This window comes from Nocardia sp. NPDC051030, from assembly GCF_040683015.1.
In the GTDB taxonomy this organism is placed as follows: Bacteria; Actinomycetota; Actinomycetes; order Mycobacteriales; family Mycobacteriaceae; genus Nocardia.
The window spans coordinates 1-13,113 of sequence record NZ_JBFBCD010000003.1 but is presented as its reverse complement, the minus strand read 5'-3'; the positions used below and the strand labels follow the sequence as shown (position 1 = coordinate 13,113).

General features: G+C 65.2%; 12 protein-coding genes. 7 read left to right on the top strand and 5 right to left on the bottom strand.

Annotated elements, in window-relative coordinates; all coding sequences use genetic code 11:
- Positions 1-41 precede the first annotated feature (41 nt).
- From AB0N05_RS09080 to AB0N05_RS09070, 3 genes are read left to right on the top strand one after another with little or no spacing between them, the layout of a single operon-like run.
- Entirely contained in the window at positions 42-1,238 is a 1,197-nt protein-coding gene (locus tag AB0N05_RS09080; RefSeq protein WP_364689719.1) for an acyl-CoA dehydrogenase family protein, read from the top strand.
- Entirely contained in the window at positions 1,235-2,386 is a 1,152-nt protein-coding gene (locus tag AB0N05_RS09075; protein ID WP_364689716.1) for an acyl-CoA dehydrogenase family protein, read from the top strand. Before AB0N05_RS09080 ends, AB0N05_RS09075 begins: the two co-directional genes overlap by 4 nt.
- Positions 2,383-3,168 carry an enoyl-CoA hydratase/isomerase family protein gene (locus AB0N05_RS09070; protein ID WP_364689713.1) on the top strand — a complete coding sequence of 262 codons (786 nt, stop codon included), beginning with the start codon at positions 2,383-2,385 and terminating at the stop codon, positions 3,166-3,168. The genes AB0N05_RS09075 and AB0N05_RS09070 overlap by 4 nt, the downstream gene beginning before the upstream one ends.
- 113 nt (positions 3,169-3,281) lie before the next feature.
- On the opposite strand, the gene AB0N05_RS09065 is transcribed toward AB0N05_RS09070, so the two are convergent.
- The 4 genes from AB0N05_RS09065 to AB0N05_RS09050 all read right to left on the bottom strand — a co-directional run bounded on the left by AB0N05_RS09065 (position 3,282) and on the right by AB0N05_RS09050 (position 8,395).
- Positions 3,282-4,829 carry a long-chain-fatty-acid--CoA ligase gene (locus tag AB0N05_RS09065; RefSeq protein ID WP_364689710.1) on the bottom strand — a complete coding sequence of 516 codons (1,548 nt, stop codon included), beginning with the start codon at positions 4,827-4,829 and terminating at the stop codon, positions 3,282-3,284.
- A gap of 84 nt (positions 4,830-4,913) precedes the next feature.
- Complete coding sequence (locus AB0N05_RS09060) at positions 4,914-6,350, bottom strand: aldehyde dehydrogenase (RefSeq protein ID WP_364692226.1); 1,437 nt, start codon at positions 6,348-6,350, stop codon at positions 4,914-4,916.
- A 109-nt stretch (positions 6,351-6,459) separates the two neighbouring features.
- Positions 6,460-6,768, bottom strand: a complete 309-nt coding sequence (locus AB0N05_RS09055; protein ID WP_364689707.1) for an EthD family reductase — start codon at positions 6,766-6,768, stop codon at positions 6,460-6,462.
- Between the two features lie 127 nt (positions 6,769-6,895).
- Entirely contained in the window at positions 6,896-8,395 is a 1,500-nt protein-coding gene (locus AB0N05_RS09050; protein WP_364689704.1) for an NAD(P)/FAD-dependent oxidoreductase, read from the bottom strand.
- Between the two features lie 288 nt (positions 8,396-8,683).
- On the opposite strand from AB0N05_RS09050, the gene AB0N05_RS09045 reads away from it, so the two are divergent.
- Entirely contained in the window at positions 8,684-9,415 is a 732-nt protein-coding gene (locus AB0N05_RS09045; protein WP_364689701.1) for a hypothetical protein, read from the top strand.
- Entirely contained in the window at positions 9,412-11,163 is a 1,752-nt protein-coding gene (locus AB0N05_RS09040; protein ID WP_364689698.1) for an FAD-dependent oxidoreductase, read from the top strand. The genes AB0N05_RS09045 and AB0N05_RS09040 overlap by 4 nt, the downstream gene beginning before the upstream one ends.
- Before the next feature lie 90 nt (positions 11,164-11,253).
- Here the strand turns inward: AB0N05_RS09040 and AB0N05_RS09035 are convergent, their stop codons facing one another.
- Entirely contained in the window at positions 11,254-11,865 is a 612-nt protein-coding gene (locus AB0N05_RS09035; protein ID WP_364689695.1) for a TetR/AcrR family transcriptional regulator, read from the bottom strand.
- A gap of 155 nt (positions 11,866-12,020) precedes the next feature.
- On the opposite strand from AB0N05_RS09035, the gene AB0N05_RS09030 reads away from it, so the two are divergent.
- On the top strand, positions 12,021-12,746 hold the full coding sequence (locus tag AB0N05_RS09030; RefSeq protein ID WP_364689693.1) for a hypothetical protein: 726 nt from the start codon (positions 12,021-12,023) through the stop codon (positions 12,744-12,746).
- 38 nt (positions 12,747-12,784) lie between these two features.
- Positions 12,785-13,113: cytochrome P450 (locus AB0N05_RS09025; RefSeq protein ID WP_364689690.1), on the top strand; the 329-nt coding region annotated here is incomplete at its 3' end.

The following is a 13,113-nucleotide window of genomic DNA, read 5'->3' as shown; positions in this document are numbered from 1 at the left end:
CCTGCGGCCAGCGTGAAGAAGTCGACGAAAGAGCAGAGAGTATGAATACGGCGAAAATGTGGCCGGAGGACGCCGATGCGTTCCGCGAAGCGGTCCGTGAGTGGCTCGCGGAAAACTGTCCGCAGTCGATGCGGACACCGATGCGTCCGGAGGAAATGCCATTCGGCGGTTCGAAGGGTCACCCGGCCGGCAACCCGGACATCCGAATCTGGCTGGAACGGGTCGCGAGCCGCGGCCTGGCCTTGCCGATGGCCCCCGTCGAGTACGGCGGCGCGGGACTCGACGGTCCTCGTGCGGCGATTCTGGCGAAGGAGATGAGGCGCATCCATGCCCGGCCACCGTTGATGGGCGGTGGCGTTTCGCTCATCGCGCCGGCGCTGTTGATATACGGCACGGAGGAGCAGAAGCGACGCCATGTGCCGGCGATCGCGCGCGGGGAGACGAGCTGGTGCCAGGGTTTCAGTGAACCCGAGGCCGGCTCCGACCTTGTCTCCTTGCGCCTGCGCGCCGTCCGCGACGGCGACGAGTTCGTGCTCAACGGCCAGAAGACGTGGACATCGAAGGCCACGGTAGCGGACTGGATGTTCTGCCTGGCCCGCACCGCAGCCGACGCGCCGAAGCAGAGCGCGGGCATCAGCATGTTCCTTGTCGACATGGCAACGCCCGGCATCACGATCCGGCCGATGCGTCTGATCAATGGAATCGAAGAGTTCTGCGAGACCCACTTCGACAACGTCCGGGTCCCGGCGAACGAAATGCTGGGAGCCGAGAACGAGGGTTGGAACGTCGCGAAGACGATCTTGATGTTCGAGCGCGCCGCGATGTCGGAGCTGGGGGGCGCCGCTTGGCCCTTTCCCTTGCTGGAAACCTTCCATGAGCTCGCGGTGAGTTCTCCGGAGATCGCCGTCGCGGTGGCGCGCAACGAGCTCGACCAGCGCGCTCTCGAAGCCACGATCGAGCGGATGAGCCGCATGGTGCGATCGGGCGATCTGACAGGCGCTGCACGACTGGCCAATGTCATCAAGGTGGTCTTTGCGGAGCACACTCAGCGCCGGGCCGAGTTGCTCACCCTCCTGCGCGAGTGGGACGGCAGCTCGATGGCCGGCGAAGTCGAGCCCGAGTCGCTGGACACCACGCGCAATTGGCTGGCCGCGCGTGCGTGGTCGATCGCGGGCGGTACCACAGAGATTCAACTCAACATCATCAGCAAGCGCGACCTAGGACTACCTGCCTCATGACGACCACCATGGATCATTCCGCAGAAGTCGCGGCACTTGCCGAGACCGCGCAGCGCTACCTGTCGGGGAACGTTCCCCTCGACAACGCTCGCCGCGTGCAGCGCGGCGACATGACAATCGGCTTCGATCGCGAGCGCTGGCGCGCTCAGGCGCAGCTGGGCTGGACCGGGTTGGCGTTGCCCGAGGTGGTGGGCGGGGCCGGTCTGGACATCGCCGCCGCCGCGCGCCTGTTGGAGGTGTGCGGGCGGAATCTGAGCCCCGACCCGTTCCTCAGCACGGTCGCGCTCGCAGTTCCGGTTGTCCGCGGTGCCGTTGCTGCGGGCAATGATGCGGCAGGTGCCCTGGGTGCCGCGATTGCGGACGGTTCGGCAATCGTGGCCGTCGCCGTACCGCCGGTCGCGGATCTGCAACGCGGTTCGACGCCGTTCACCGCCGACTTCGCCAACGGCGTGGCGACGCTGCGAGGACGCGCGGCAGTGGTCGATCTGCCGGGGTCGGATTCGGTGCTCATCCCGGTCAGTACTGCCAATGGTGTTCTGTGGCTGAATGTCCCGTCCGGCTCGCTTGCCGTCGAACGGGAGGCGGCCCTGGTAGACGGACGCCGAGTGGCGTGGGTGAGCGCGGACGAAATCTGTGTCGGCTCCGATTCCGCGCTCACCAGCGAGCAGTCGTTCGAGGACGCATTTCTGCCGGTGCTGACCGAGGGCGCTGTGCTGGTGGCGAGCTGGCAGCTCGGACTGGCGCGACGCGCCTTCGCGATCACCGTCGACTATCTGAAGGTCCGCAAGCAGTTCGGCGCGGTGATCGGCACGTACCAAGCCCTGCAACATCGGGTAGCGCGGCTGCACTGCGAACTCGAGGTCGCCACCTCGGTGATCGACGACGCGGTCCGCGCGACGGATGGCGGGCATCCTGACGCCGCCCTGTCGGCGAGCGCGGCCAAGTTCCGAATGGGCGACCTCGCCAACCGGCTGACCGGCGATGCGATCCAACTACACGGCGGGATCGGGATGACCGACGAAGCCGATATCGGACTGTTCTACAAGGCTGCCCGCGGCGCCGACCTCACCGCGGGAAACCACCTGTTCCATGCCCAGCGTGCGATGGCACTGCTCGGTGTCACCGCACATACGAAGGAGGGGTCATGACGGAAGAGATCAGCGAATCGGCCCAGGTTCGCTACGAGGTTGACGGGCCGGTCGCCCGGCTGGTGCTTGCCCGCCCAGAGAAGCTCAATGCGGTCGGCGTTTCCATGTATACCGACATCGTCGCGGCGATGAAGGAGTACGAAGCCGACGATGCCCGCAGAATTCTGGTGCTGTCCGCCGACGGGCCCAACTTCTGTGCAGGGCGCGACATGATGGAACAAGCCGCTGCCGGTGCCGAAGGATGGCTCGATGCCTACGACCCATCCGTGACCCAGCTCGGATTTCCGCCGAGCAGCAAGATCGTGATCTCGTCGGCCCGCGGCTACGCCCTCGGGCTCGGTGCCTATCTGTTGTGCACCGGGGACGTGCGCCTCGCGTCGAGCACGCTGCGCTTCGGCATGCGCGAACTGCCCACAGGTGCGCTCGGTCCCTATTGGATCGGCGCCGCCGAGCTCCTGCCCAGGGGCCTGGCATTCCGAATCGCGATCGGCGATGACATCCCGGTCGAGGAACTGGGTCGAGCGCATCTCCTGACGGAGGTCGTCCAGGACGACGACCTGGAGGCGACCACGGAGCGCTGGGTCGAGAAGCTGCTGAGGCTGCCTCCCCAGCATCTCCAGGAAACCAAGCGGCTCGCCGCCAAGGTCGACGCCTTCGAGTACAGCGCACAACTTCGAGAGGACGAGCTGGCCACCCGATTCCGCCTCCTCGCGCTCGATGACACCGTGGAAGCCGCGATGGCGTTCATGCAGAAGCGTCCGCCGGTATACACGGGGCACTGACCAGCCGCACAGCTGATCATCGCCGGTGGGGCCTGGCCCCACCGGCGATGATCAGCGAAGCGGCGTTCGCCGCACTTTCTGGGATGGCGCGGGTCCGGCGTCGTCCGGCCGCTTCAGCCGACACTGCGCTGGGAGTTCTCCCAATGCTGTGCGCGTAGTTCGCGTTTGAGGATCTTCCCGGCGCCGGACAGGGGCAGGGCATCGACGAACGCAACGCTGCGCGGGATCTTGTAGTTGGCGATGTGCGCCCGGCACGAGTCGCGGATCTCGTCCTCGGTCACGGCGGCGCCGGGCTTGAGAACGACGACGGCGTGCACTCGTTCGCCCCATTTCGGGTCCGGGATCCCGATCACCGCGGCGGCCGCGACCGATTCGTGCTTGGCGAGGGCGTTTTCGACCTCGGCGGAGTAGACGTTCTCGCCGCCGGTAATGATCATGTCTTTGAGCCGGTCGACGATGAAGACGTAGCCGCGCTCGTCCATGTAGCCGCCGTCACCGGTGTGCATCCAGCCACCACGCAGCGCAGCAGCCGTCTCGTCTGGGTTGTTCCAATAGCCGCGCATGACGTGGTCGCCTCGGACGAGGACCTCGCCGACAGTGCCCCGTGGCACCTCGATGTCCGCGGCGTCGACGATCTTCACCTCGGCGTGTGGCGCGCTGCGGCCGGCGGCGCGGCGCAGCGCTGGGTCCGCGTGGTCGGCGGCCGAAAGCAGGGTCGCGACCGGTGCCAGTTCGGTCATGCCGTACGCCTGCGTGAGGCCGGCGGCCGGGAAAGTCTTGCGGGCTCGTTCGAGCACGGCCTCGGAGATCGGCGACGCGCCGTAGGTCACCGAGCGCATGCCGGTCAGGTCGGACTCGGCGGCTTCGGGTGCGTCGACCAGCATCTGGATCATCGTGGGCACGAGCAGGGCGTCGGTGACGGCGTGTGTCGAGATCGCCTCCAGCACCCCGGCTGGGCTGAATACTCCGACGATGACGTGCGTCGATCCGGCGAGCATGCCCGCGGTCCAGGAAGCGATGTCGGCGATGTGGAACATCGGCGCTGCGTGCAAGAGGCGGCCGCCGGGCGTCGCGAACGCGCCGGTGCACAGGGACCCGAGCGCGGAGGTCAGCAGATTGGTGTGGCTGAGCATGACGCCTTTGGGGCGTCCCGTCGTGCCGCCGGTGTAGAAGATACCGAGTAAATCGTCTCCTCCGCGTCGGGCGTCCTGCGCAGGCTGCGCCTCGTCGATCAGCTGTTCGTAGCCGAGGGCGCGGTCCGGGAGGGCGCCGTCGCCGCAGAAGATGACGGTGTCGAGGTTCGGCACGCCGGCCCGAAGCGCGGGGATCATCGCCGCGAACGTGTCGTCGACGAGCAGCACGCGGGTGTCACAGTCCACGAGCGAGTACGCGATCTCGGCGATGCTCCAGCGGATGTTGACCGGATTGACTACCCCGCCGGCCCATGGCACCGCGAGCAGGTACTCGTGGTATCGGTCCGAGTTCAGCGACAGGATGCCCACCCGATCGCCATCGGCGACACCCAGCGAGCGGAGTGCTCCCGCGAGTCGAGCGATCCGATCGACGGACTGCGCTACCGTCCGTTCGCGGGCGCCATCGATGGTGAGCAGCCGATCCGGGTTCTGCTGGAGTGCGCGGTGCAGGGTCTGGGTGAGGTACATGACGCTCGCCGATCCTCTTTCGTGAAGCAGGTGGGGACAGCATGGCGGCCGACCCTTTCGTCGCGACCGCCATGCTCTGGAGCTCTACAGGTAGATGGTTTGCAGGTCCGTGTAGTCGTCGATGGCTTCGGGTCCGAATTCGCGCCCGATGCCGCTGGCTTTCACGCCACCGAACGGGGCGGCCGGATCGGGGGTGTATCCATTGATCCCGATGGTTCCGGTATCGATCCGTTCGGCGAGGGCCCGAGCGCGGATCGGGTCCTGCGACCACACGGTGCCGCCCAATCCATAAGCCGAATCGTTGGCGATCGCCACCGCGTGGTCGTCGTCGTCGTAGGAAATTACGGCTAGGACCGGCCCGAAAATCTCCTCTTGGGCAAGCTCTTGGCTATTGTTCACGTCCGCGAAGATTGTCGGCGCGACGAACCAGCCCGCACGCTCGGGCCGTGAGCCGCCCGCGACGATTGTGGCGCCGTCGGCGCTTCCTCTCTGGATGTAGCCCTCGACGCGGTCTCGCTGACGCGCGCTGACCATCGGGCCGATCATGGTCGCGGGGTCCATGGCGTCGCCGACTGTTGCCGCTTGTGCGAGCCCGGCCAGGGTGTCGACGATCTCGTTGTATCGACGCCGCGGCGCCAGTACGCGGGTGCCGAGGAAACAGGTCTGCCCATTGTTGAGAAGCGTTGCACCGAAAAAGCTTTCGATCGAATTGGCAATGTCGCCGTCGTCGAGGATGATCGTCGCCGATTTTCCGCCGAGTTCGAGTGAAACCGGACGTAGCAGCCGGCCGCAGGTTTCGGCGATCGAACGTCCGGCCGCCGTGGAGCCGGTGAAGGCGACACGCTTGATGCCGGGATGGCGTACGAGGTATTCGCCGATCTCACGTCCGCCGGGGACGATGTTGATAACACCGTTGGGCACTCCGGCCTCGGCGATGCATTCGGCGAGAATGATCGAGTCCAGCACAGTCTCCGGGGATGGTTTGAGCACCACGGTGTTTCCCGCAGCGATGGCCGGCGCCACCTTGGACATTGCCAGGGTTTGGGGAAAGTTCCAGGGCACGATGGCCGCGACGACGCCCATCGGCTTGCGGACGACGTCGATCTGCCCGCCGAGCAGGCCTGGGCGCCGGGTTGTCTTGGGTTGTTCGTCGATGGTGTCGGCGTACATGTTCAGCAGCAACGCCGGGAACGCGGCCTCCAGCCCCGAGGACACCGCAATGGGCATACCGTTTTGCCTCGAGACGATCTCGGCGGTTTCGCTCCCGCGGCGGTTCAGAGCATCGGCCAAGCGCCGCAGCACGGCCGCGCGTTCGGCACCTGTCCACGTGGACCATCCGCCGGGGTCCTTGAACGCATTTTGCGCTTCGAGTACGGCCCGGTCGACGTCGCGCGGTGTGGCTTCGGGAATGCTTCCCAGAAGGGCTTCGGTACTCGGGTTCACCACGTCGATGCGGGCGTCACCGCTAGCGGTCACCCATGCCCCGCCGATGAACAATCCGGTCTGTTCGGCGCTAACCATGACTCTCCTCAAACTGTCGGAATTGCACAACGAGTAGTCGGCTCTCCACGTGTGAGGACGATGATGTCCCTGCGCGCGGGGGCCTGACTGTTGCAAGTCGGATTTGTCGCTACGCGTCTTCGAGAGGTTCGTAGTGAATGATTTCGGCACCTCCGGTGGCGTAGTTGGGCAAATCCGCGATCAACGCCTGCCCTTCTTCGGAAGCCATGGCGGCGGCCATTGCCTCGGCGGAGTCGAACTCGCCCTCCCAGATCGCAAAGTAGGGGCTATCACCTTGTGCGGCAGCAATATTCAAACTATGCCGCATGGACTGGAGGCCGGGAAGTTTCGCGGTAAGCGGCAAGTGGACGGACTCGTAGTAGCTGCGGAACGCAGCGGGGTCGGCGGGCTGGGGGTACAGCACAGTCAGTCGATACATTTGGAAAGGCTTTCTATCGTTCGTCTATTGGCACCATTGATGTTGTCGCCCAGAAGACCGGTTTCGTGTACCACTTCGGGACACATGCGCTTTGCTCGGGAATAGGTATCCGCGGCAACCCCGTCAGTCAGTCGCTGAAGCGGTAATTGTCGATGGGAAAACTTCGGTGCTCCCGGCGTGCTCTCCCTGAGAATTGCAGGCGTACGAGAGCCACGTCGCCGTGCGAGTTGATGTAGTAGGTATTCGAGCCGGCGCAGTTTCCGCTGAATAGGACCGTGTCCGGGGTTCTCCGGAGGCAATCTTGGAAGTACTCGTCGTGCGGTTGCTGCCGGATCTCTGCGACGGCGTGCCCGCGGTCCTCGGCCTCGCGGATCACTCGTACCATGTGCCGCGCCGTGTCCTCCATGGATGTCAGGGCGGAACTGCCGGCGAGTCCGTACGGGCCGTGAACCAGGAACAGATTGGGGAATCCAGGCACTGACACCCCTTGGTACGCCTGGAACCGGTTGGCCGCCCAGTACTCGGTCAGGCCCTGCCCCGTCCTGCCCATCACGGGAAAGGCCGGGGTGGCGCCGGGCTCCATGATCTTGAACCCGGTTGCCGTGACGAGGACGTCGACCTCCCGCTCCACGCCGTCAGCGGTCACCACTCGGTTGCCGATCACCTTGGCGATCGGCTCTGTTACCAGGTCGACGTGATCCTCGGTGAAGGTCTTGAGGTATTCGCGGGACATCGATGGACGCTTGCAGAAGAAGTTGTAGGTCGGTGTCAGCTTCTCGCGCAGGACCGGGTCGGGCACCTGGGTCCGGTAGTAGATGCGCAGCGCACGCTCCAAAGCGTGTGTGGGGTAGGGGAAGCTGCGGTAGTGGAGCACGGTGTTCAGGAGTCCGTAGTCCATCGCCGCGAAGCCGATCCCCCGTGCTGCCTTGCGCAAACCGGGGACATGGTCGATCGCTCGCTTGAGTCCCGGGCCGACGGCGAAATCAAGTTTGGGCATCACCCAGATCGGGGTGCGCTGAAACACGGTGACGTGTGCTGCGATCTTGGCCATTTCGGGGATGACTTGAAGGGCGCTGGCACCGGTGCCGATGATCCCGATCCGCTTGCCCTCGTAGCTGTAGTCGTGGTCCCACCGTGCGGTGTGCACGATCTTGCCGCCGAACTGCGCGAGGCCATCGATATCGGGCAGCTTGGGAGTTTCGATCGAGCCGAAGGCAGCAATCAGATGCCGCGCCGTGATTTCGCCCGAATTGGTCATCACTGTCCATACGTTGGCCGATGGATCCCAATCGCAGCGCTCGACTTCGGTCTCGAGTCGCAGTTTCGACCGCAGGTCGAATTCGTCGACCAGCTGTTCGGCATAGTCCTGAACCTCGGCGCCGTCGGCGAATTGGTTCGACCACTTCCGCGGTGTGGTGTGGGAGAAGCTGTAGAGCAGCGAGGGTACGTCTACGGCAACGCCGGGATAGGTGTTGACCTGCCAGGTCCCGCCGACCCGCGGCGCGCGATCGAGGAGAACGATGTCCTCGATCCCGGAACGGCGTAACTCGATCGCCGACGCGATGCCACCAAAACCGGCGCCGACGATCGCCACCGTGAAATCTGGTCTCCGCGGTTCCTTCGCCATGTGATCAGCTCCTTCTCGAAAGCCCGCTCGCCGACACAGGGTATGCACCAAGTGCACCGTGTGCCTACAAGCGTGACGCCGCATCTCGCCTCGGTTCATCTCGCCGGACGGCAGCTCTGGAATGGTCCACATCTGCAAGTGCTCGCCAATCTTGCGCAGGAGGCACTCGCGTGATGTAGACAGCCTATACGTTTGGTGCTTAATATGTATACCAACTCGTTCGGGTGTTGGTTCGCTGAACCACGATCCGAGAGTCGAAGAGACTTCAAGAAGCAGGGAGGGGCAACGATGCCCGCTCGAAACATCAAATCGGTACACCACGTCGACACCCCGGCGCGGGGGGCCGACCTCGCACCGTACGTCGACGCTGGCAAATACTCGGCCCACCACCAGGACTCCATCGCGATCCTGCGCCCTTGGTTCGCCAAAACCCAGGAGCAGGAAGACATATACGTCGCTGCCGGGTTCCCCGCCGCGGGTATCACCCGGTTTCTTTCCGAGTGGTTCGACGCCTGGCTTCAGCACTCGGCCGAGGGACTGCGAGAGATGGTCACCGACGACATCGTCTGGGCCGAGCCGGTGTTCGGCCACCGCGAGACGCGCGCCCGCCAGGTCGACTTCGACATGTACAACATCGCGTTCAAGTGGGCACCAGATTGCGCCTTCTATCCCCGCGGTGTAGAGGCCCAGCACCTGTGCTACTTCGACTTCACTGACGGCGTCGTCCGGATCACGCTGCCGTGGCTGATGGTGGCCCGCGGCAGGGTCACGCCGCGCACCGTAAAGGTGTTCGGCGTCGACCGCTACGTCCTGGTCAGAGACGCGGCTGACGAAAATTGGCTGGTTCAGCGCATCGACTCCGAGTTCGACCTGAGCATCATGGCCGGCCAGCTCATTCCCTTCTTCCCGATTCGCGGTTTGAACGAATCGCTGGTCTACGCCGCCGTGAAGGTCGCCACCCGTATCGCTCCGTCGCTGCGCAGCAACCACATTCGGCCGCTCGTCTGGGACAACCAGTGACCGGGCGCGGGCGGGTCGCCGTCTTCGGCGCAGGACCGGGCGGTCTGTCGGTCGCCCTCGAACTCGCCGAGCGCGGCTTCGAGGTCGACCTCTACGAACGCCACGAGCGGGAGGTCGGCGGCAAGGCCCGCTCCTACAACATCGCCGGGACCGCGAACGGCGACCGCGCCGGACTGCCAGGCGAGGTCGGACCGCACCTGATCTTCGGCTTCTACGAGAGCATGCCCGACACGCTGCGTCGAATCCCGGCCCGGGACGGGCGCACCGTTCTCGACCACTTCGTGACCCTGCCGCGAGGCGTCGTCGGGTGGCGCGGACACGCGCTGTCGGCTTCCTCGGACGTCAGGGTAGACCTGCGTTCGATGATCACCGGTGGACCGAAACACTTCAACGCTGCGCCCGAACTGGTCCGCGTGCTCTCGAACCCGAAGAACGTCGCGCTCGCTTACCGGCTCGTCAGGATGCTGGTGTCCGGGTCGAAGCGACAGTGGTCCAAGCTGGAGCACATCGGGACAGACGACTACTTCAAGAAGTCGAAGCTTTCCGCCGACGGCAAGATCCTGTTGAACTGCGCCACGTCCGGCGGGTTCGGTAACTCGGAACGACTCAATGCCCGGGTTACTCGCCAGGTGATGGTCGGCTTTCTGCGCAGCGTGATCGGTGACACGGATCTTCCGTGGGGACTGATGGCGGATGGGCCGATGAACGAGGTCTGCTGGAACCCATGGGCCGACCACTTGCGCGGTCTCGGCGTACGCATCCACCTGGGACGACGGGTCACCGATCTGACCTACCGGCACGGCAGGATCGTCGGCGCGACCGTGGTCGACGCGACCAGCGCCGCCAGTGTGGTCGAGGCGGATTACTACGTGCTGAGCACGCCGCCGGAACGCACAGCCGAGTTGCTGAACCCGCAGCTCGTCGCCGCCGACCCACGCCTGGACCTGATTCGCGGTATCGAGCCGACTTGGCTGAGCGGCTTCGGTCTCTATCTGCGTCGGCCGGTGCCGCGGTTCCCCGACGCCTTCTTGGCAGTCGACCAGCCATGGGCCATCGCCGGCATCCGGCAGACCGGCTTCTGGAACCGGGACTTCGCCGACCGGTACGGCGACGGCGAGGTCGTCGACTACATCTCCTTCGACATCCCGGACTGGCACATCCCCGGTCCGTTGTCCGGCAAGTCCGCCTCCGAGCTGACGCCGGAGGAGGTCGTGCGAGAGGGCCTGTGGCAGATCCGTGCCTCCCTGCCCGAGGGCGATGACATCCTTCCCGACTCGGCGATCCACTCCTGGCACGTTGCGGAGAACATCCACTGGGAATGCGGTCAGCCGCCCGCCGTCAACGACGAACCGTTGTTCGTGAACACTGCGGGCCTGCGGGACGACCAGCCGGACGCCAGCACGGCCATCCCCAACCTGTTCCTGGCCGCGGCGTACGTCCGAACCGATATGGGGATGGGCGCCGACTTCATGGAGAGCGCGATCGAAGCCGGCCGACGGGCCACCAACGGCGTCCTCGCAGCAGCAGGGGTGCGCGGCGAGGACGTCCACATCCCGGAGTTCGCCGAACCGGCCTGGCTGACACCACTGACGACCGCTGACGACATCCTCTTCGGCCTCAGGCGCCGAATCACGAAGGGCAAGGTGGTCCACGCCCTGCGCCGCGGACGCGCTCAGCGAGGCCAGGACGTTGCCTCGAGCCACGCGCCGGATCGACAGTCCGAGACCTCACTGCGCATCGCGGTCTGAGTGGCTTCGCCGAGGAGCGGTTGATCGCCGATATCGACTAGGCGAATGCTGTTCTTACGAAACCCAAGTGGTCGTGGAGTCTTCGATGGATCAGTCGAGTGCGCTGGTGATGATCGGGACGAAGTATCGGGTGGCGACTTCGCGTGCGGCGTCGTCGGTTTCGATCGAGACGTGCTCGGTGGGTGCTACGAGCAGTGACGCGGTGACGCGGGTCATGATCTCGGCGATGCCGAGTGCGCGGTCGTAGGAGAGTGTTTCGGTGGCCAGGCCCATGGCGATCGCCGAGCAGATGAAATCGCGGTTGGCGGGGTCGGGGTCGAGGAAGACGTTGGTGAAGGCCTCGGGTTCGAAGTTCCGGATGGCGGTGAACAGCTGGTTCGCCCGGGTTCCGCGGACGCCGAGGACGAAGCCCTCGACGGCTCGCTCGGCGGGGGTAGGAAGGCCGAGGATCTCGGTGGCGATGCCGGTGAAGAATTCCACGACCTCGTCGAAGACCACCGCCTGGAAGATGGCTTCCTTGTCGCCGCAGTGGCGATAGACGGTCGGCCGGGAGACTCCGGCCAGTTTGGCGATATTGCCGACGGACGCCCGCCGGAAGCCATGGCTGATGAACTCGGTGCGCGCGGCCGTGAGAATGCGCCGCTTCTCCGTGCCGTGGACGGGCGGGTTAGCCGCACCCGACAGCAGTGCCGACAAGTCCATGCCCGAATCGTAGTGGCCGCCTGGGCAACTGCTGTCGGGGTCTTCCGAGGCGCGGCTCAACCTGTTACATTTTATCAACAATGTTTCACTGATTCGGAAGAGGTGGCTCCGCGGAGACCACACCGTCGCCGCGGACTCGAAGGAGAGTGGCGACGATGTCGACAACGACACGTAATACCAAGGCCGACAGCAACTTCGTTGCCCGCAGCACGGTGCCGGAGATATCGGTCGATGCGAGTGATTACTCGCAGGAGCACACTCGCTATATCGCGCTGCTCGAGGACTACATGGCGAAAGTCCGCGCCCAGGAAGACATGTACGTCGCGGCCGGGTTGCTATGCGAGGGGATGACCGACTTCCTGATCAAGTGGTTCCATGCCTGGGAGCAGCGCTCGATACTTCAGTTGCGGGACTGTATGGCCGACGATTTGACCTATGCCGACCCGACCACCGGTGGGCGGGACTGGTTTCCCGGCCAGATCGAGGCCGACCTGTATGTCCTGATGTTCCGGCTGGTCCCGGACCTGGTGTTCTACCCCCAGGACGACACCCCGCGTGGTCTGCCCTACTACGACTTCCTCGACGGCAATGTCCGGCTCACGGTGCCGTGGCGGCAGATCGGACGAGTCCGGTTCACCCCGCGCACCATGGATATCACCGGCGTGGATCGCTACAACATGGTGCGCGATCCCGAACGCGGCTGGCTGATCGCGCGGATCGACACCGACGCGGACCTCTTCTACGCCCTCGGCCAGCTGCTCCCGATCCCGATCCGACCCCCCGCGCAGCGCACCGTGGAACGCGTAATGCGCTTGCTGCAGAGGGTCTTTCCCGGTCTCCGTGGACCGCAGGTTCGCCCGACCGTGCATGCCAAGCGCTGAATCGGCTGCGAAACCCGTTCGGCCAGAAAGGGAATGAGATGACGACCGCTTCCGCATGCCCGCATCCGGCGGGCCGCGCCGCGCTCGGCGACCAGGACACCACCGTCAGAACCCGGGAATCCGACGGCCGCGGCGATGTGTTCCGCTGGACCAGAGCACCCCTGTTGACGGGGCGGCGCGGTCCCGATCGCCGGTTGCCGGGCCCGCGGGGATTACCGGTGGTCGGGGTGGTGCCGCAGTACATGCGCGACCCGTTCAGCTACGTGCGAGAAGGTGCGCGGAAATATGGTGACATCTTCCGCGTCCCGATGCCGCTGTGGGATCTGGTGGTGATCACCCACCCCGACCTGGTCGTCGAGGTGTTCCA